Raw genomic sequence first — 18,911 nt, 5'->3', positions numbered from 1 at the left:
ATGAATACGGCATTTATGTTGATGGCGCAGTACAACGGACTCGCGATCATCCCAATTGATCAGGTGTGCACTGACTACTTCACACATCTAACGCCTGAAATGTTTCAACGCAAGGTGCTGACCGGCCAGATTCAAATACCTATCACCAGACTTGAGGCAAGCCAGAAAAGCGCTAAGGGAATCCACCTCGCTGACTTGGCTTTATACCTAGACCTACAACGAGACGCTGCGCGCAAAGAATGCGCACAGCTAAACAAATCCTTTTAAAAATGACCCAGCTTTAAATCTGCCGGGTAATAAGACAAATCAAACACAAAAAACACGCAGCCAAAAACGGATCAGGGCCGCCGAAGGATAAACTTATTACCCAGCACAGAAATCCGACGAGCATGCTTCTGGAGCGTCAATGCAATTTCGCACGACTCAAGAAACTTATGTATCTCATGGCACGCCTGATAAATATTACTTTCAAGCACAACAACCTCACTCCCGAGTTGCTTTCTTGCCTCATCAACATCAATTACGAAATTATGATCCTTATAATGGTTAGTAAAATAGTTCGCAAGTTCTTGCGACGACTTCCGCCCAATCACAGGAGTAGCAGGCATATCCGTTTTTTTAGAGTCGAGCAAACTAATGGCGTATTGACTGTATGATTCTGCAATACGGTCGTAATGACCCAGCGCTTGGACATCCATGCCACTACCAATTAAGTATTTGGCGAGCATATCCGAAGCACCAGGATACTTCTCCGCTAACTGTGCGATTTTGTCTAAGGCACTAGAAAACGCGAGAGCGGGATACTCGTTAATCTGCGGGTCTATAGGGCCAAGCTCACTCATTGCGCCCATGTGGATTTCATCTGCTCCTAATGAGAGCAATGTAGCCGCTGATTTCGCCTCACCTGGAACACACACCAAAAATTTTGAGGTCGACTTGCGCCTACAAAGCTTACTGATCAGATAAGCAGGCTCCACCTGGCCGCCCGGACTTTTCAATACGAGCAAAACATTTTTTTTTGAATCGCAGTCGAGCAACCTTTGATAAACCGCACTAGCGTGAGTTCTATTAATGAGGGTATGATCATATAAGAAAACAACCTCATAATCATCAAGGACAGCATGAGAGTCGATGATCGCAAACACTTCTTGTTCGATCAATTCTATCAGATTCTCGCCTTCCAATCCCTTCTTAACCAAGGCGGTGACGGAAGGACTTTTCCAGGCCTTGCGCGCTTGGCTAGCTTTCGCCTTGGGTCGAAACTCGGAGATTTCTACAACCCCATCAAGCCCCTCGGCAGCGGCGCTAGCAGCAGCATCATCGGCATTCTGCGGGTCACTACTCTCACGTAGCTTGCTATGAACCGATTGTACGAATTCTTTGATGAAGTCATTTAGAGGCATCGGCCCGACGTTGAGGGATTCTCCTTCGCCATGCGACGCCTCACCGCCAACCTCTGATTGCGAACCCTGGGTTGGGATGCCCTCAGACAGGGGGGCTTCACCCTCTCCCGCTGAGCCGGACCGTTCACGGGCAGGCTTTTCAGGCAGGTTCTCTAAATCTTCACTAGGTGTGTCTATGGTCACCCGTCGGCCCTCAACGAAAAAAATTGCCAACGCATCAATTTTGCACCATCATGGTGTGCATGCATATGGCCATCATTGTGCCGCCCTTAGAGGAGAAATTCAATGTCCCGCATGAGCGTGAATCTTTCACCAGAAATGGAGTTGTTGGTTGAAGAGACGGCCAAACGAGAGGGAATTTCTAAAGGAGAGGTCATCCGCCGGGCTTTTGCGCTTTTTAAAGTCGCAGAAACGGAGAAGACTAAAGGAAGATTTCTAGCAGTGGTTCGCGAGAACGATGATAACGAACCAGAAATACTAGGAAGGATTCTAGGTCTTTGACAATGAAGCCGGACAAAGAAAAGTTTTCACTCGACGACCAAGATGTTGGCGTGTCCGAGTTCAACATGCCTGAAGCCAAAATAAACCTTGCCAGGTGGATTTTGGCTTCATTTTTCGTTTTGATCCTTCTAGCTTTCGCAACTACCCTGCTGCCTGATACCGCCATCAACGCTCGCAGTGGAAAATTCGTAGAAAGCATTTTCCAAAGTATTGTACCAATGGCCTCGATGGTAATTGGTTATTACTTTGCAAAGGATTAGCCATGGCTACCTATCTCATAATTTACGAAACCCAATCTGAAATTACGCAAAAAATTCTAGATGGCCTAATTAAAAACCTCGGCGAATCGATGCAGATTACGAGTAATCTTTGGGCGCTCAAAACCGAGATCCCCGCCAAGGAACTCAGAAACAGCTTGCGTGATCAATTATCAAACAAAGACAGATTAATGGTCGTCAAGTCAGGCAGAGAAGCCGCATGGTATAACTCTTTGTGCCCCAACAATTGGATTGTGGACAATTTCTAATGCACTGACAGAGCCCATGCCGACTTGGTCGGCATGGGTTCTAAGCCATCCAATTTCATTACGATCAGCTACGTGAAGTTATAATACATAACTTCATCGCGACATATGGCAGCTACCCCCATCCAATCAGCATGCCCGAGCACCTAACACCACTTTTGAACAAACGATCTTATCGAACCATCTCCAACACTGATACCGATCATCTCGTCCACGCAAATGCGTATAACGCCGTAGCGAATTCCAATCACGATGGCCGGACACACTTGAAACTCTAGGTATATCCCAATCCATTTCAAACAGTCGGCTAATCCCTTCGTGACGCAGGTCGTGAAAGTGTAAATCGTCGATACCTTTCATCTTGCACGCTTTGGCCCAAGCAGTACCGACAGAGTCAGTGTTGTAAGGGAAGATTTCAGGACATTCACGCGGCATGCTCTGTACGATCTGCCATGCTTCATCTGGCAAATGACACCAGACATCGTTACCAAGCTTCTGACCAGGGTTTTTCATATCCCTAACTTTTACCGCCCGGCGGTGCTCATCTAGGTCATCCCACAATATTCGCGTAATCTCGTCCATTCGTCTCGTCGAAAAGATCGCGAACGCCACCACCTTGGGCATATGGATGACTGACGGCCTGCGCTGTAGCATCTCGAAGAAGTGCTCCATCACCTTATCAAGCTCATCCAATGTAGGCCTGCGGTCTCGCTCGCGACTCCTCATGTTGTAACCAAACTTCTTCAGAACGAGCCGAGCGTCGGGCATTGCCAGCGGATTGATCTCATACCCCCAAGCCGCCCTGGCCAAGGACAGAACCGAACCCAAGTGAGCCAGATCATTGCCCGCAGTCTGAGGTTTTACCGCTCCCCCCTCGGACCCCATACGCCAAAGCGCATAATCCACCAGGAGCTGCTGGCTGATGTCCGAGTCGATCTTCTCCCCCAAGTAACTTTTCTTGATTGCATTGAGAGTTAGCCGCTTGGTTTCACCGAGAGGCCGGGCTTTCTCCGCCTCGATCAGGTAGCGCTCGATCATCTCCTTGACCGTGTGCCCCTTGCGGCTGGCCCGCTCGATAGCACCAGGTACCGCCAATTCGGTCTCTCGTCGCTTCGCCCAGGCTTGAGCGGCCTGCTTGCGGGCGAATGTCTGAGCTTCTTGGTAAACTATGACACCCTTTTTCTTGAGGCGGATCTGGACGGTGTAGCTAACCGTCCCATCGGCCTTTTTCCTTGCTCTGATCGTTGCCATGATTTTCGGTGGTACAAGCATGGTTGGCGGTGGTACATCGTACCACTGTCACACCAAAAACGCCCCAAAACCCCCAAAAACGGCACCAAAATGCGTAGACCAGAATGCCCCTAGAATCAGCCTCAAAGCCACAAACCACGCGCCCTGAGCCGTCACGCCGCTTCAGCGTTGCGCCCATGATGGACTGGACAGACCGCCACTGCCGGTTTTTCCTGCGCCTGCTTTCCAAAAACACCCTGCTCTACACCGAAATGGTCACCACCGGTGCCCTGCTGCACAACGACGCCCATCGTTTCCTGCGCCACGACGTCTCCGAGCACCCGCTGGCGCTGCAACTGGGCGGCAGCGTGCCGGCCGACCTGGCCGCCTGTGCCCGCCTGGCCGAGGAGGCTGGCTACGACGAGGTCAACCTCAACGTCGGCTGCCCGAGTGACCGGGTGCAGAACAACATGATCGGTGCTTGCCTGATGGCCCACCCGGCGCTGGTGGCCGATTGCGTGAAAGCCATGCGTGACGCGGTATCGACCCCGGTAACGGTGAAGCACCGCATTGGTATCAACGGCCGCGACAGCTACGCCGAGCTGTGCGACTTCGTCGGCCAGGTGCGCGAGGCAGGTTGCCGGAGTTTTACCGTGCATGCGCGCATCGCGATCCTGGAAGGGCTGTCGCCGAAGGAGAACCGTGAGATCCCGCCGCTGCGCTATGACGTGGCAGCGCAGTTGAAGGCGGACTTCCCGGACCTGGAGATCGTGCTCAACGGCGGGATCAAGACCCTGGCCGAATGCCAGGCACACCTTGAAACCTTCGATGGGGTGATGCTGGGGCGTGAGGCGTACCACAACCCTTACCTGCTGGCGGAGGTGGACCAGCAGCTGTTCGGCAGCGAGGCGGCGGTGGTCAGCCGCAGCGAGGCGCTGGCGCAGTTGCGGCCTTATATTGTCGCGCATATGGAAAGTGGCGGCGCGATGCACCACGTTACCCGGCATATTCTGGGGCTGGCCCAAGGGTTCAAGGGGGCGCGTCGCTTCCGCCAGCTACTGTCGGCAGATATTCACAAGGCGGCGGAGCCGTTGGCGGTGTTCGACCAGGCGGTGGAGCTGTTGCAGGGGCGGTAACCCGGCCCTGACAAGCGCCGCATTATCTGTGGGAGCGAGCGTGCACTGATACCAGTCAGTCAAGCGATTTGGGGCCGCTTTGCGGCCCATCGCCGGCAAGCCGGGCTCCCACAGGTACGGCGCAGACCCTCAAGATTTCGCGGTACCTGTGGGAGCGGGCGAGCCCGCGAACACCGGCGCAGCCGGTGCCAGCCTCCGCGTTGAATTCTTCGCGGGCACGCCCGCTCCCACAAAAGCCGAGTGGTCGTCATGACACCGCACGCCGTTTTTGTGCATGCGGAACCTCGGGGCCGCTTGCGACTCGAATCTTCACCTTTCGCACCGCGCTTCGCGGGCCCTTGAGTGGCCGTCGGGGCTCGGGTAATGTCGAGTCATTGCACAGGACAGAGCACGCCCATGACCTCCAAGCTGGAACAACTCAAGCAGTTCACCACCGTGGTCGCCGACACCGGTGACCTGGACGCCATCACCCGCCTGAAACCGGTCGATGCCACCACCAACCCGTCGCTGCTGCTCAAGGCTGCGGCCATCCCGGGTTACGCCGAGCTGCTCAAGCAGGTCAAGGCCGATGCCAAGGGTAATGTCGACCTGGCTTGCGACAAGTTCGCAGTGGCGGTGGGCTCGGGCATTCTCAAGGTCATCCCGGGGCGTATCTCCACCGAGGTGGATGCCCGCCTGTCGTTCGATGAACCCGCCCTGCTGGCCAAGGCGCGCAAGCTGATCGAGTTGTACGAAGCCGCTGGCGTTGGCCGCGACCGCGTGCTGATCAAGCTGGCCTCCACCTGGGAAGGCATCCGCGCCGCGGAAAAGCTGGAGAAGGAAGGCATCCAGACCAACCTCACCCTACTGTTCTCCTTCGCCCAGGCCCAAGCCTGCGCCGATGCCGGGGTGTTCCTGATCTCGCCGTTCGTGGGCCGTATCTACGACTGGTACAAGAAGAGCACCGGCAAGGAATACGTGGGCGCCGAAGACCCGGGCGTGCAGTCGGTCACTCGCATCTACAACTACTACAAGGCCAACGGCTACAACACTGTGGTCATGGGCGCCAGCTTCCGCAATATCGGCCAGATCGAACAGCTGGCCGGCTGCGACCGCCTTACCATAAGCCCAGAGCTGCTGCAGCAGCTCAGCGACGACCAAGGTAACCTGCCGCAGGTGCTGAAGCCGGGCAATGCCGGCGAGCCCAAGCAGCAGCTGAACGAAAGCCAGTTCCGCTGGGCCATGAACGAAGATGCAATGGGTACCGAGAAACTGGCCGAGGGTATTCGCCAGTTCGCGCGGGACCAGGAGAAGCTGGAGAAGTTGATGGCTGAAAAGGCCTGATACATTTCGGGTTTGCCTGACGGGCGGGAAGTGTTCAGCATTTTCCGCCCGTTTTGTTTTGCCGAGTCATAGTTGTGTATTTGTTTCTCGGACCTCTTCGCGGGCACGCCCGCTCCCACAGGAACCTCCACAGTGCTTGAAAGCGCCGCCATACCTGTGGGAGCGGGCGTGCCCGCGAAAGGGCCCGCATAGCCCCCCGAGCTGTCGATGACCTCCCCTACCCCATTGCCCCTCGTACTCGCCGGCCCGGTACTCCGCCGCCTGGAACCCCAGCGCCTGGCCATCTGGCTGGTCGCCACGCAACCACTGCAACCCGAATTCATCTTTCCGGCAAGCGAGGCCCGGGTCGATTGCCAGGTGGTCGCGGTGGGCCAGCACGCCTTCATCCACCTGCTGGATATCCACTTCGCCCAGCCACTGCCCTGCAACCAACTGCTCGACTATGACCTGCTCATCAATGGCCAGGGCATCGCCGACTGGGCGCCATACTTGCTCTACACCGGCACCCAGCGTCCAAGCCTGGTACTGCGCGATCGGCTCGACCACCTGCTGCATGGTTCCTGTCGCAAGCCGCATTTCCCGGCCGCCGACGGCCTGCTGTGCGCCGACCGCCTGCTGCAGGGCTGCGAAAAACCCGCAGAGCGCCCCGCCGTGCTGCTGATGACCGGCGACCAGGTCTATGCCGACGATGTCGCCGGCCCGATGCTGCGCGCCATCCACGGCCTGATTGCGCGCCTGGGCCTGTTCGACGAGCAACTGGAGGGCGCGGTGGTGCCCGACAGCCAGGCGCTGTACCAACACCCGGCCTGCTATTACCACCGCGCCGACCTGCTGCCGGCACAGGAACGCAACGAGACCCTGCGCGAGCGTTTTTTCGGCGGCAAGCGCAAGCCGATCTTCTCGTCCAGCAACGCCGACAACCACCTGGTAACCTTCGCCGAAGTCATGGCCATGTACCTGCTGGTGTGGTCACCGGTGCCCTGGCAACTGGTAAACCTGGACATGCCCAACGGGCTCACCGCCCCGCGTCAGGCCCGTTACCGGCAGGAGCTGCCGCTGATCCAGGCGTTTGCCGGCGACCTCGGCCAGGTAGCGCGGGTGATGGCCCACCTGCCGTGCCTGATGATTTTCGACGACCACGACATCACCGACGACTGGAACCTCTCGGCGCAGTGGGAAGAAACCGCCTACGGCCACCCCTTCTCTCGGCGGATCATCGGCAATGCACTGCTCGGCTACCTGCTGTGCCAGGCCTGGGGTAACGACCCGCAGGGCTGCAAGCCCTTGGTCGGGCAATGCCAGGCGTTGAACAGCCAGACCCAGGATGAGCTGATCGGCGCACTGCTGCGCTTCCAGGGCTGGCAGTTCAGCCTGCCCACCAACCCGCCCTTGCTGGTGCTGGACACCCGCACCCGCCGCTGGCGCAGCGAAAGCAGCCTGGCCAAGCCGTCCGGCCTGCTCGACTGGGAGGCGCTGAGCGAGTTGCAGCATGCACTGCTGGACCACCCGTCGGCGATCATCGTGTCGCCTGCGCCGATTTTTGGCGTGAAGCTGATCGAGACCGTGCAGAAGCTGTTCAGCTGGCTGGGCTACCCGCTGCTGGTGGATGCCGAGAACTGGATGGCCCACCGCGGTGCAGCGCAGGTCATTCTCAACATCTTCCGCCATTCGCGCACGCCGGGGCACTACGTGGTGCTGTCCGGCGATGTGCATTACTCGTTCGTCTATGAAGTGCTGATCCGCCACCGCCAGCGCAGCCCACACCTGTGGCAGGTGACCAGCAGCGGGATCAAGAACGAATTCCCGCGGCGCCTGCTGGATGTGCTCGACCGGCTCAACCGCTGGCTGTATGCACCGCGCTCGCCGCTCAACTGGTTTACCAAGCGGCGGGAAATGGAGGTGGTGCCACGTACGCCCAGCCATAGCAAGGCTGGCGAACGGTTATGGAATGGGGCGGGGCTGGGGCAGGTGTTCTTCGATGAACACGGGCGGCCGGCGCGGGTGTATCAGCTGGATGCGGGCGGGGGTGAGGCGACCGAGTTTACGCGGCGGGAGTGATCAGGCAGGTAATGCTTGTGTTGGCCTTGCTGGCCTCTTCGCGGGCACGCCCGCTCCCACAGGATCACCACAGGTTTCGAATGCAGTGCAGGGAGAGTGCATAACTCAAGGCTGATGCATAACCTGTGGGAGCGGGTTCACCCGCGAAGAGACCGGTACAGGCCGAAGATCAGGTCCGCTCCAGCGCACTGACCAGGTCATGGAAAGCTTCGCGGTTGGAATCGTTCAGGCCCATGAGGATCTTGTGCGCCTCCAGCACCTTGGAACGCACCACGTCTTCGTTCTGGTCCTGGGACGGCAGGTCGGTCAGGCATTCCGGGCACGGAATCGGGCGATCGACGATGTTGAACACCTGATCGAAGCCCATCGACTGGAGCAACCGGGAAATGTCCGGGTTGGTGGTAACCACGGTCGGCAACAGGCCCACCTTCTGGCGCGACAGGATCGACAGCTTGGCCAGCAGGCCCAAGGTAGTGCTGTCGATGCTTTCGGTTTCGGTCAGGTCGATGACAATCGCCGAGAAGTTCAAGGCGGTGAAAATCTTCTCGATCGTCGCATCCAGCGCCGAACACAGGGTCAGGCGCACTTCACCGACGAATTTCAGGACGAAGGTACCACTCTGCTCGGCGAACTGAATTCTACCGGTACTCATTGAAGGTTCCTGCTTAACACCAATAGGGCGATATCATCCGGCATCTCCCCAAGCGTAGCCAATCCAAATCGTTGACGCAGCCCATCCAGGCTGCCACCTGCTGCCCTGACGATTTCCGGCAGGGCGGTTTCTTTATCTTTGAGCGTGTCACCCGGCAAAAGGTCCAGAATGCCATCGGACATCAGGCTGAGGCTGAACCGCGGCGGCAGCTCCACTACCAGGTCCTGGTAGGTGGCCTCGTCGAACAACCCCACCGGCAGGCCGCGGCCTTCCAGGTAGCGGGTGTGCTCGGGGGTGTGCAGCACCGGCAGCGGCAGATGGCCGCCAACGGCGTAGGTCAGCAGGCCGGACTCTTCGTCGATAACTCCGCCAACCATGGTGACATGCTTGCCCAGCTTGCTGTTGATCAGGCCGCGGTTGATATGGCTGAGCACTTCCGAGGGCTTGAACTCACGCATCTTGCTGCGCTTGAGCTCGAACATCAGCCGTGTGGTCATGAATTTCAACAACACGGTGACAAACGCCGACGACGCGCCGTGCCCGGAAACATCAGCGAGGTAGAAGGCAATACGCCGCTCGTCCACACGGAAGTAATCGACAAAATCGCCCGACAGGTACAACGACGGGATGATCTGGTGCTCGAAAACGAACTCGCTGGCCACCCAGGGGCTTTCCGGCAGCATGTTCATCTGCACTTGGCGACCGGCGGTCTGGTCCTCCTGCAGCAGATGCAGGCTGGCCTCCAGTTCGCGGTTGGCGGCTTCGAGCTTGTCGCGGTAGCGCTGGTTTTCCAGCACCAGCCGCGAGCGGTCGAGGGCGCGGCGCACCGAATGCTCGAGCACGGCCAGGTCTTCCAGCGGCTTGATCAGGTAGTCGGCAGCGCCCAGGCGCAACGCCTCCACCGCATCGCTCATGACGCCGGCACCGGATACCACGATCACCGGCAACTGCGGGGCGCGCTCGCTGACCTGGCGGATCAGTTCGAGGCCGCCCATCTGCGGCATGCGCAGATCGCAAATCACGAGGTCGGGCTGGTGTTCTTCGAAGACCTGAAGCCCCTGCTGGCCATTGCCGGCCTGGAGGACGCTGAAGCCACTGTCTTCAAGATAGGCGGCGAGGCTTGCACGGACCACGTCGTCGTCATCGATGATCAGCAGCGTTGCACTGGTTTTCTGCATGTGGGCGAACGGCGCCGATTTGGGTTGGTGCAGCGGTGTCGGCAAGGCAGACGGCCAGCTACGGGAATTCTTTGTGGTCACACTCTACTTGAGTTGTAGGACAAGAACACCTGCCAGGCAACTGTCCGGCAACTGTGAGAGCTACCTTGTAAGGCGCAGACGGTACTCCCATCCGCCAAGCGTTTCAAGCATGCAAGGGTCGACCTCGCCGCACTTTACAGGGCAAATCACCGGGAGTTATAAGAAAGCCGACCAGCGCAACCCGATCGGAAGGATGCAGCATGCCCCACACGCCCCCAGAAGTTCGGGTTGCGGATCCTGGCAATGCATTGATTGGGAGCGCCTGCCCAAGCGTCATCGCCGGCAAGCCGGCTCCCACACCGACCGTATCGACCTTGAGGCAGGTGCAATTCCCGGGGGAGCTGGCTTGCCGGCGATGACGCCAGCACAGCAATCAGAAGTCGTCTTCGACCTCGCCATCATTGACCTTGAACTGGCGGTTCTGCAGGTAGGCGTTGCGTATGAAGATGTATTTGTCACCCTGGATCAGCTTCTCGGCCGACAGCAGGTCGGCGCGGGTGTCGATGATATCCAGGGCGAAGATCGAATTGCGCGTCGGCACATGGTCGATGTAGCGGTAGGGTTTGGTGTAGGTGTCCGGGTACTTGGCCACGCCGTCACGCACGGTGCTCGGGCCCAGCAGCGGAATGACCACGTACGGGCCGCTCGGCACGCCCCAGTAGCCGAGGGTCTGGCCGAAGTCCTCGTCGTTGCGCTGCAGGCCCATCTTCGTGCCCACGTCGAAGAAGCCGCCCAGGCCGAAGGTGGTGTTGACGATCAGCCGCGCCGTGTCCACGCCCGCCGCATGGGGCTTGAACTGCAGCAGGTCGTTGGCCAGGTTGGTCACATCACCCAGGTTGCGGAAGATGTTGTGGATGCCATCTTCGAGGAACTGCGGGGTGACCGCCTGGTAGCCCTTGGCCAATGGCTTGAGGGCATAGGTGTCGAGGGTATCGTTGAACCGGAAGATCGGGCGGTTGACCGCTTCCCAGGGATCTTCCTCGGTGGCCGCCTGGGTGGCTGCCACGGGCGCCAGCAGCATGCTGGCGCAGACACAGGCCTGGGTGACTCGTTCGATCACACTGGCACCGATCCTACGCATAGGTGTTTCTCCATCGAATTTCTCGGTCGCAAGCGCAAACGGGTCGCGCTGCTGTACGGCGGCAGTATAGAGGCTTGCGGGCTGATAAACAGCTTTACACAACTCTGTTCAATAATTTGTGAACAACTGTTGCGGCGCCCACTGTCACAGGCTGGTAACAATCGCCGAATAGCCTGCGGACTATTTGAGGGAAGTTGCCATGGACGCTGCACCCGCCTTCACCGCTGTGCTGTTCGGCTTGCGCGGCTGCCTGGTGCAAGCCGCCAAGGGTGGCGCGCCAGCGCCCGCCCCCGGGGCCCTGGCCACCCTCGCCAGCCTGCGCCAGCGCCAGGTGCCGTGCATCTGGCTGGACGACCTCGACGCTAGCCAAAGCAGGCGCCTGGCCCACGTATTGCCCTCCTGGCTACCGGGGCATTCGGTGAATGGCGTGCGCTGGCCGGCGCCGAACGCCTGTTGGCAGGCCCTGATGACGCTGGACAGCGAACGCCTGGACGGCTGTGTGCTGGTCAGCGGCGACCCACGCCTGCTGCAGTCTGGCCTCAACGCGGGATTGTGGACGGTAGGGCTGGCCGCCTGCAGCCCATTCTGCGACCGCAGTTCGCGGCAATGGCAAGCCATGAGCCCACAGGAACAGGACCTGGCCCGTGGCAAGGCGACGCTGGAACTGTTCAGCCTGGGCGCGCACTCGGTGATCGACCACCTGGAAGCACTGGATACCTGCCTGCAGGACATCGCCCAGCGCCGGCGCAAGGGCGAAAAACCCTGACACAGCACCTTTGACGAGGATCATGCAAAGCGACGGCAGGTGGATTACGCTGAAGACAAGCCAGAACCTTTGCCGCTTCGCTGAGGTCCATGGCTTGCCAAGCCATTGATGGAGAACTGCCAATGCCTGCCCGCGAATTGCAAGAGCGCCTGAACAGCTTGCGCGAGCAACTGGATCGCAACGTGCCGCTTTCGGACGAGGAGCTGGCCGCGCTGCACGAAGAAGCGCGCCAGATCGAGGCGCAACTGAAGCTTGAGGAAGCCACGCCAGACAATAACCTGGTGGACGGCGTGAACCTGGCGATCGAACGCTTCGAGGCCGATCACCCCGACCTCACAGCCACCCTGCGCAGCATTGCCAACTCGCTGCACAGCATGGGGATCTAGAAATACCGGGGCCGCTTTGCGGCCCCAATACTTTACTGCCGAACCAGGCGCCGGTTCTCCGGGCTGATCGCCCCCGTGCTGCGATACGGGTTGATATCCAGCCCACCCCGGCGCACATAACGCGCATACACCGTCAGATGCTCCGGCTGCAGCAGGTTCTTCAAGTCCAGGTAGATCCGCTCCACACACTGCTCGTGGAAGTCGGCATGCTGGCGGAAGCTGATCAGGTAGGTCAGCAGGCTGGCATGGTCCAGCGCCCTGCCCTTGTACTCGACCACCACGCTGCCCCAGTCCGGCTGGCCGGTGACCGGGCAGTTGGATTTCAGCAGGTGGCTGTGCAGGGTTTCTTCCACCTGCTGCTCCGGGTTGCAGCGCAGCAGCTCTGGCTGTGGCTGCTCGTAGTTGCTGATGGCGACGTCCAGCTCATCGATGCACTGCCCCGGCAAGCCCACCACGCCGTGTGCCTCGACCTCGGCCAGGGTGCGCACCTTCACGCCCACCGGCTTGCCGGCGGCAGCGGACAGGTCTTTCTCCAGGCACGCCTGCAACTCGCCAGGCGAGGCGAACACTGTCTGGTTCAACGAGTTCAGGTACAGCTTGAACGACTTGGACTCGATGATGTTCGGCGAATCGGCGGGGATGGCGAACTCGCCGATCGCCACCACCGGCTTGCCCGACGGCAGCAGCCAGCTCAGCTCGAAACAGTTCCAGTAATCCACACCCTGCCACGGCAAGGTCTGGGCGGTAACGCCCAGCTCGGCCCACTTGGCGGTACGCGGTATCGGGAACAGCAGCTCCGGGGAATAGGTGGCAATGTATTCGCTGGACTTGCCCAGCGGGGAATGTTCGGCAGCGGGATGCATGGAAACTGACCTGAAGGTTCGAAATTGTTCCTAGTCTACCGGTTTTGCACCGCACCTTGGAGCGCAAGTCAGCGGGATTACATCTTCGTCAGTTTGGGGCGGGCGGGTGCATCGTCACGTATCATCCCGGCCAAAGCCCTGCGCTATAACTGTGGGAGCGGGCTTGCCCGCGAACACCGGCGAAGCCGGTGCCATACACCGCGTCGCATGCTTCGCGGGCACGCCCGCTCCCACAGGTTCCCGCGCTGCCACCTGGAGCTATGCCACTTAATGAAACTGCTGATCGTCGAAGACCAGGCCCGCACCGGCCAGTATCTGAGCCAGGGCCTGAACGAGGCCGGCTTCGCCACCGAACTGGCCACCGACGGCGAGACCGGCCAGTTCCTCGCCCTGACCGGCGACCACGACCTGCTGATTCTTGACGTGATGCTGCCCGGCCGTGACGGCTGGCAGATCCTCCAGGCCGTGCGCCAGGCCGGCCTGGACACTCCGGTGCTGTTCCTTACCGCCCGCGATGCCGTGGAAGACCGGGTGCATGGCCTGGAGCTGGGCGCCGATGATTACCTGGTCAAGCCGTTCGCCTTCTCCGAACTGCTGGCCCGGGTGCGCAGCCTGCTACGCCGGGGCAGCAGCCCCAGCCAGGACACCACCCTGGGTCTGGCCGACCTGCGCCTGGACCTGATCCGCCGCCGCGCCGAGCGCGCCGGCCAGCGCATCGACCTGACCGCCAAGGAGTTCGCCCTGCTTGAACTGCTGCTGCGCCGCCAGGGCGAGGTACTGCCCAAATCGCTGATCGCCTCGCAGGTGTGGGACATGAATTTCGACAGCGACACCAATGTGATCGAAGTGGCGATCCGCCGCCTGCGCCTGAAGATCGACGACCCGCACCCCAACAAGCTGATCCATACCGTACGCGGCATGGGCTATGTACTCGAAGAGCGCGTGGAGTGATGCGCCAGGTCTCCCTCGGCAGCCGCCTGGCCCTGCTGTTCGCCGCCTGCACCGCCGCTGTCTCGCTCGGCGCCGGCCTGATATTCAGCCGGGCCAGTGAACAGCACTTCATCGAACTGGACCAGCAACTGCTGGACTCGCGCCTGTCGCTGTTCCGCACCCAGCTGGCCGGTATCACCACCCCGGCCGAACTGCAGACGCGCCTGCCCGCGCTGCGCGATGAACTGGGCCACCAGGCCGACCTGGCCCTGCGCATCAGCGGCGGCGACGGCGCCAGCTGGTTCGAAAGCCGCACAGGCCTGCCGCAGGCACCGCTGCCCGACGGGTTGGCCACCCTGCATGCGCAAGGCACCGACTACCGCAGCCTGGCCGTGCACCTGGCACAAGGCACCACGAAGTCGCCACAACTGACCCTGTACCTCGACATCACCCATCACCAGCACTTCCTGCAGGGCATGCAACGGCTGATCTGGCTGACGGTGGGCCTGTCGGCGCTGGCCACGGCGTTGCTCGGTGCCTGGGCCGCACGCCGCGGGCTGCGCCCGTTGCGGCAGATGGGCCAGGTGGCGGCCAGCGTATCGGCGCGCTCGCTCACCACCCGCCTGCCGGTGGCACAGATGCCCGAAGAGCTGGCCGAGCTGGCGGCAGCCATGAACGCCATGCTGCAGCGCCTGGACGATGCCTTCCAGCGGCTGTCGGCATTCTCTGCCGACATCGCCCACGAACTGCGCACGCCGCTGTCCAACCTGCTGACCCACACCCAGGTCACCCTCACCCGCCCGCGCAGCCTCGAGGAGTACCGCGAAGCCCTGCACGGCAACCTCGAGGAGCTGCAATGGATGGCCCAGATGATCAACGACATGCTGTTCCTGGCCAAGGCCGACCATGGCCTGCTGGTGCCCGGGCAAACCCCGCTGGTGCTGCATGACGAGGTGGATGCGCTGCTGGAGTACTACGCACCGCTGGCCGAGGACAGCGGTGTGCAGATGTTGCGCGAGGGTGAGGCGCTGCTGCAGGGCGACCGGCATATGCTGCGCCGGGCGCTGTCGAACTTGCTGGACAATGCCTTGCGCTTTACCCCGGCGGGTGGGCAGATACGGGTGACGCTGGAGCCTGGGCCGAGGGTTAGCGTGGCCAACACCGGGGCGTCTATCGAAGCCGCTGCTTTACCGCGGTTGTTTGACCGGTTTTACCGGGTGGACCCGGCGCGGCGTGAAGGCAGTAGCGAGCATGCAGGGTTGGGGCTGGCGATTACCCGGTCGATCGTGCAGGCCCATGGTGGGCGCATCAGGGCGGAGTGTGCGGACGGATGGACGCGTTTCGTGATCGATTTCACTGAAGACCAGTGACATCGGGGCTGGCACGATCCCTGTGGGAGCGGGCTTGCCCGCGAACACGGGCGAAGCCCGTGCCATGCATCGCGATTTCTTCTTCGCGGGCATGCCCGCTCCCACAGGATCGCATCAAGCCCAAGGCATGCGCTGTACTTGTGGGAGCTGGCTTGCCGGCGATGAGGCCCTCAGCTGTTACTCAAACCGCCAGGCCTATCGCCGGCTGCACCTGCGACGCGCGATACGCCGGGTAAATGGTCGCCAGGAAACTCATCACCAACCCGGCCGTGCAGATGATCGCCACATCGCCCCACTGCAACTGTGACGGCAAGCTGCTGACGAAGTACACATCCGAAGTGAAGATGTGCTGCCCGCTCACCCGCTCCAGCCAACCGACGATCTGGCTGACGTTGAACGCGGCGATCACCCCCAGCACGCCACCGATCAGCGTGCCGACAATGCCGATCAGGCTGCCCTGGACCATGAACGTGCCCATGATCTGCGCCGGCGTGGCGCCCAACGTGCGCAGGATGGCAATGTCCGGCCCCTTGTCGTTCACCACCATCACCAGGGTAGCGATGATGTTGAACGCGGCCACCGCGATGATCATCATCAGCAGCAGGCCAATCATGGTCTTTTCCATCTTCATGGCGCTGAACAGGCTGCCCTGGGTATGCGACCAGTCATCGGCACGGTAGGCATCGCCCAGCCCGGCAGCGATGGCCTTGGACACCTGCGGTGCGGCATACAGGTCGTGCAGTTTCAGGCGCACGCCCTGCACCTGGCCCGGCGCCCAGCGCTGCATGGCGCCAGCATCGGCCACGTGAATGTATGCCTGCGAGCCATCCAGCTCGGCGCCGACCTTGAAGATGCCGACCACGGTCAGGCGCTGCATGCGCGGGGTGATGCCGCCCGGCTCCTTGCTGATTTCCGGCACGATCAGGGTCAGTTTGTCGCCAGTGTTCAGGCGGAAGCGCCGCGCCGTCAGCTCACCGATGACCACGCCGAACTCACCCGGCTGCAAGTCCTGCAAGCGGCCCTGGACGATGTGCTGGCCGACGATCGAAACCTTGCCCTCTTCTACCGGGTCGATACCGCCGACCTGGATCGGCTGCATCGCGCCCTTGTACGACAGCATGCCTTCCATTTCGGTAATCGGCGCCGCCGCCATCACCGCCGGGTCGCGCATGGCCGCCTCGGCCACCTTGTGCCAGTCGTCCAGCGGCTGCACGCCGAGGATGGCGGCATGCGGCACCAGGCCGAGGATGCGCGAGCTCATCTCGCGCTGGAAGCCATTCATCACCGACAGCACCACGATCATCGCCAGCACGCCCAGCGACAGGCCGATCATCGAGGTCATCGAAATGAACGAGATGAAGTGGTTGCGGCGCTTGGCTCGGGTGTAGCGCGCGCCGATGAAAATGGGCAAGGGTCTGAACATTACGGAAACACCCAATGAAAACAGGAAAACGGGGCGGCACAGGCCACCCCGTGCAGTCGATCAGATCGCCACCAGGTGGCCGTCGTCGAGCTTCAATACACGGTCCATCTGGCGCGCCAGGTTGAGGTCGTGGGTGACTACCAGGAACGCCGTGCGCGACGCGCTGGACAGTTCCTGCATCAACTCCTGGATGCCTTGGGCGGTGTGGTGGTCGAGGTTGCCGGTCGGCTCGTCGAGCATGACCAGGCCGGGGCGGTTGACCAGTGCCCGGGCAATCGCCACCCGCTGGCGTTCACCACCGGACAGCTCGGCCGGCTTGTGGTTGAAGCGGTGGGCCAGGCCCACGCGCTTGAGCAGTGCCTCGGCACGTTCACGGGCCTCGGGGATGGGTGTACGCCCGATCAGCAACGGCATGCACACGTTCTCGATGGCGGTGAATTCCGGCAGCAGGTGGTGGAACTGGTAGACAAAGCCCAGCTCACGGTTGCGCAGCAGGCCACGGGCACGCTCGCCCAGTGCCGACAGCTCCTCACCGGCCAGCCAGACGCTGCCCTGGGACGGCCGGTCGAGGCCGCCCAGCAGGTTGAGCAAGGTACTCTTGCCCGAGCCGGAGCTACCGACGATAGCTACCCGCTCACCGGCGTGCAGCTCGAGGTTGAGCCCGGACAGCACCTGCACCGACTCCGGGCCCTCGTCGTAGGACTTGCCCAGGTTGCGGCAACTCAGAACGGCTTTATCACTCATGCGCGACTCACTCATAACGTAGCGCCTCTGCAGGCTGGGTGCGGGCCGCACGCCAGGCCGGGTACAGGGTGGCGAAGAAACTCAGGACCAGCGCCGCACCGCAGACCATGTACACATCCTGGGCCTGGATCTGCGACGGCAGGTAATCGATGAAGTAGACGTCGGCGTTGAGGAACTTGTGCCCGATCAGTTTCTCGATGCCGGCGATCACCGCACTCACGTTCAGCGCGGCGACGATCCCGACCACAGCGCCGATCAGGGTACCGATCACCCCTATCACCGTGCCCTGGACCATGAAGATCAGCATGATCTGCCCCGGCGTGGCGCCCAGGGTACGCAGGATGGCGATGTCACCCCGCTTGTCGTTGACCACCATCACCAGGGTGGAAATGATGTTGAACGCCGCCACCGCCACGATCAGCAACAGCAGCAGGCCGATCATGGCCTTCTCCATGCGGATCGCCTGGTACAGGTTGCCGTGGGTTCGGGTCCAGTCACGGCTGTAGAACTCCTGGTCACCCAGGCGCTGGGCGATGTCCCAGGCCACCCGCGGCGCCTGGAACAGGTCGTCGAACTTCAGACGCAGGCCCTGGACCTGGTCGGGCTTCCAGCGGTGCAGGCGGGACAGGTCGCTGATGTTGGTGAGCCCCAGGTAGCCGTCGATCTCGCCCGCGCCCACGTGGAAGGTACCGACCACGGTAAAGCGCTTCATGCGCGGGAACATGCCGGCCGGGGTCACACTGACCTCGGGGGCGACGAAGGTGAGCTTGTCGCCGATGCCCACGCCCAGCTTGGCCGCGGCCTTGTCGCCGATCATGATGCCCCACTCGCCGGGTGCCAGCTGGTCGAGGCGGCCTTGCAGGAGGAACTTGTCGATGATCGACACCTCGCGCTCGCGGGCCGGGTCGATGCCGTTTAGCAGCACCTTCTGCACCTTGCCTTCATGGGTCAGCAGGCCCTGCATCTGGGTGAAGGGCGCAACCGCCACCACCTGCGGATTCTGCTTTACTTGTTGGGCAAGGGCCGGCCAGTCGGCAATGGGCTGGCCGCTCTCCAGCGTTGCATGGGGGATCATGCCCAACACACGGGTACGCATCTCGTGGTCGAAACCGTTCATGACCGACAGCACCACGATCATCACCACCACGCCCAGGGCGAGGCCGATCATCGAGGTCAGGGAAATGAACGAGACGAAGTGATTGCGACGTTTGGCACGGGTATAACGCGTGCCGATGAATGCGAAAAGAGGTCTGAACATGTCGG

20 protein-coding genes are annotated in these 18,911 nt (G+C 61.0%); 11 read left to right on the top strand and 9 right to left on the bottom strand.

Features of this window, described 5'->3' with window-relative positions:
- The gene (locus tag CAF70_RS15310) at positions 1-267 is read left to right on the top strand and encodes a pyocin activator PrtN family protein (protein WP_085625542.1); all 267 of its coding nucleotides are present in this window, start codon (positions 1-3) and stop codon (positions 265-267) included.
- Between the two features lie 71 nt (positions 268-338).
- On the opposite strand, the gene CAF70_RS15305 is transcribed toward CAF70_RS15310, so the two are convergent.
- Positions 339-1,586 carry an ATP-dependent Clp protease proteolytic subunit gene (locus CAF70_RS15305; RefSeq protein WP_143491610.1) on the bottom strand — a complete coding sequence of 416 codons (1,248 nt, stop codon included), beginning with the start codon at positions 1,584-1,586 and terminating at the stop codon, positions 339-341.
- A 102-nt stretch (positions 1,587-1,688) separates the two neighbouring features.
- Here CAF70_RS15305 and CAF70_RS15300 point away from each other — a divergent pair, with 102 nt between their 5' ends.
- Genes CAF70_RS15300 through CAF70_RS15290 form a run of 3 tightly spaced genes read left to right on the top strand, consistent with a single transcriptional unit; the run spans position 1,689 to position 2,430 of the window.
- Positions 1,689-1,904 carry a ribbon-helix-helix protein, CopG family gene (locus CAF70_RS15300; RefSeq protein WP_085625540.1) on the top strand — a complete coding sequence of 72 codons (216 nt, stop codon included), beginning with the start codon at positions 1,689-1,691 and terminating at the stop codon, positions 1,902-1,904.
- 2 nt (positions 1,905-1,906) lie between these two features.
- Positions 1,907-2,164: a hypothetical protein gene (locus CAF70_RS15295; protein ID WP_085625539.1), complete on the top strand. Its 258-nt coding sequence runs from the start codon at positions 1,907-1,909 to the stop codon at positions 2,162-2,164.
- Between the two features lie 2 nt (positions 2,165-2,166).
- On the top strand, positions 2,167-2,430 hold the full coding sequence (locus tag CAF70_RS15290) for a hypothetical protein (protein WP_085625538.1): 264 nt from the start codon (positions 2,167-2,169) through the stop codon (positions 2,428-2,430).
- A 126-nt stretch (positions 2,431-2,556) separates the two neighbouring features.
- Here the strand turns inward: CAF70_RS15290 and CAF70_RS15285 are convergent, their stop codons facing one another.
- A complete protein-coding gene (locus CAF70_RS15285; RefSeq protein WP_085625537.1) occupies positions 2,557-3,678 on the bottom strand; it encodes a site-specific integrase in 1,122 nt (373 codons plus the stop codon).
- Between the two features lie 104 nt (positions 3,679-3,782).
- Here CAF70_RS15285 and dusA point away from each other — a divergent pair, with 104 nt between their 5' ends.
- From dusA to CAF70_RS15270, 3 genes are all read left to right on the top strand, one after another.
- Entirely contained in the window at positions 3,783-4,793 is a 1,011-nt protein-coding gene (gene dusA / locus CAF70_RS15280) for a tRNA dihydrouridine(20/20a) synthase DusA (protein WP_085625536.1), read from the top strand.
- A gap of 396 nt (positions 4,794-5,189) precedes the next feature.
- On the top strand, positions 5,190-6,116 hold the full coding sequence (gene tal, locus CAF70_RS15275) for a transaldolase (RefSeq protein ID WP_085625535.1): 927 nt from the start codon (positions 5,190-5,192) through the stop codon (positions 6,114-6,116).
- 207 nt (positions 6,117-6,323) lie between these two features.
- Entirely contained in the window at positions 6,324-8,174 is a 1,851-nt protein-coding gene (locus tag CAF70_RS15270; protein ID WP_085625534.1) for an alkaline phosphatase D family protein, read from the top strand.
- 169 nt (positions 8,175-8,343) lie between these two features.
- On the opposite strand, the gene rssC is transcribed toward CAF70_RS15270, so the two are convergent.
- From rssC to CAF70_RS15255, 3 genes are all read right to left on the bottom strand, one after another.
- On the bottom strand, positions 8,344-8,826 hold the full coding sequence (gene rssC / locus CAF70_RS15265) for an anti-sigma factor antagonist RssC (RefSeq protein WP_051098867.1): 483 nt from the start codon (positions 8,824-8,826) through the stop codon (positions 8,344-8,346).
- A complete protein-coding gene (gene rssB, locus CAF70_RS15260) occupies positions 8,823-10,004 on the bottom strand; it encodes a two-component system response regulator RssB (RefSeq protein WP_085625657.1) in 1,182 nt (393 codons plus the stop codon). The genes rssC and rssB overlap by 4 nt, the downstream gene beginning before the upstream one ends.
- A 454-nt stretch (positions 10,005-10,458) precedes the next feature.
- Positions 10,459-11,166, bottom strand: a complete 708-nt coding sequence (locus CAF70_RS15255) for a VacJ family lipoprotein (RefSeq protein WP_085625533.1) — start codon at positions 11,164-11,166, stop codon at positions 10,459-10,461.
- Positions 11,167-11,365: 199 nt separating this feature from the next.
- On the opposite strand from CAF70_RS15255, the gene CAF70_RS15250 reads away from it, so the two are divergent.
- Both CAF70_RS15250 and CAF70_RS15245 read left to right on the top strand, forming a co-directional pair.
- Positions 11,366-11,932, top strand: a complete 567-nt coding sequence (locus CAF70_RS15250; RefSeq protein ID WP_085625532.1) for a phosphonoacetaldehyde phosphonohydrolase-related protein — start codon at positions 11,366-11,368, stop codon at positions 11,930-11,932.
- Between the two features lie 122 nt (positions 11,933-12,054).
- Positions 12,055-12,318: a DUF4404 family protein gene (locus tag CAF70_RS15245; RefSeq protein ID WP_004376395.1), complete on the top strand. Its 264-nt coding sequence runs from the start codon at positions 12,055-12,057 to the stop codon at positions 12,316-12,318.
- A 32-nt stretch (positions 12,319-12,350) separates the two neighbouring features.
- Here CAF70_RS15245 and queF read toward each other — a convergent pair whose 3' ends face one another.
- Positions 12,351-13,181 carry an NADPH-dependent 7-cyano-7-deazaguanine reductase QueF gene (gene queF, locus CAF70_RS15240; RefSeq protein ID WP_085625531.1) on the bottom strand — a complete coding sequence of 277 codons (831 nt, stop codon included), beginning with the start codon at positions 13,179-13,181 and terminating at the stop codon, positions 12,351-12,353.
- 270 nt (positions 13,182-13,451) lie between these two features.
- Between queF and cinR the strand changes: the two genes are divergently transcribed.
- Complete coding sequence (cinR, locus tag CAF70_RS15235) at positions 13,452-14,132, top strand: two-component system response regulator CinR (RefSeq protein ID WP_085625530.1); 681 nt, start codon at positions 13,452-13,454, stop codon at positions 14,130-14,132.
- Positions 14,129-15,481, top strand: a complete 1,353-nt coding sequence (locus tag CAF70_RS15230; protein WP_085625529.1) for a heavy metal sensor histidine kinase — start codon at positions 14,129-14,131, stop codon at positions 15,479-15,481. Before cinR ends, CAF70_RS15230 begins: the two co-directional genes overlap by 4 nt.
- Before the next feature lie 181 nt (positions 15,482-15,662).
- On the opposite strand, the gene CAF70_RS15225 is transcribed toward CAF70_RS15230, so the two are convergent.
- Genes CAF70_RS15225 through CAF70_RS15215 form a run of 3 tightly spaced genes read right to left on the bottom strand, consistent with a single transcriptional unit; the run spans position 15,663 to position 18,906 of the window.
- Positions 15,663-16,904 carry a lipoprotein-releasing ABC transporter permease subunit gene (locus CAF70_RS15225; protein WP_085625528.1) on the bottom strand — a complete coding sequence of 414 codons (1,242 nt, stop codon included), beginning with the start codon at positions 16,902-16,904 and terminating at the stop codon, positions 15,663-15,665.
- A 60-nt stretch (positions 16,905-16,964) separates the two neighbouring features.
- Complete coding sequence (gene lolD / locus CAF70_RS15220; protein WP_178076390.1) at positions 16,965-17,648, bottom strand: lipoprotein-releasing ABC transporter ATP-binding protein LolD; 684 nt, start codon at positions 17,646-17,648, stop codon at positions 16,965-16,967.
- 7 nt (positions 17,649-17,655) lie between these two features.
- Positions 17,656-18,906, bottom strand: coding sequence for a lipoprotein-releasing ABC transporter permease subunit (locus CAF70_RS15215; RefSeq protein ID WP_085625526.1), 1,251 nt, complete (start codon positions 18,904-18,906; stop codon positions 17,656-17,658).
- Positions 18,907-18,911 lie beyond the last annotated feature (5 nt).

This window comes from Pseudomonas sp. B19(2017), from assembly GCF_002113165.1.
Lineage (GTDB): Bacteria > Pseudomonadota > Gammaproteobacteria > Pseudomonadales > Pseudomonadaceae > Aquipseudomonas.
The sequence above is the reverse complement of the archived record's forward strand: the minus strand, read 5'-3'. Positions and strand labels throughout refer to the sequence as shown.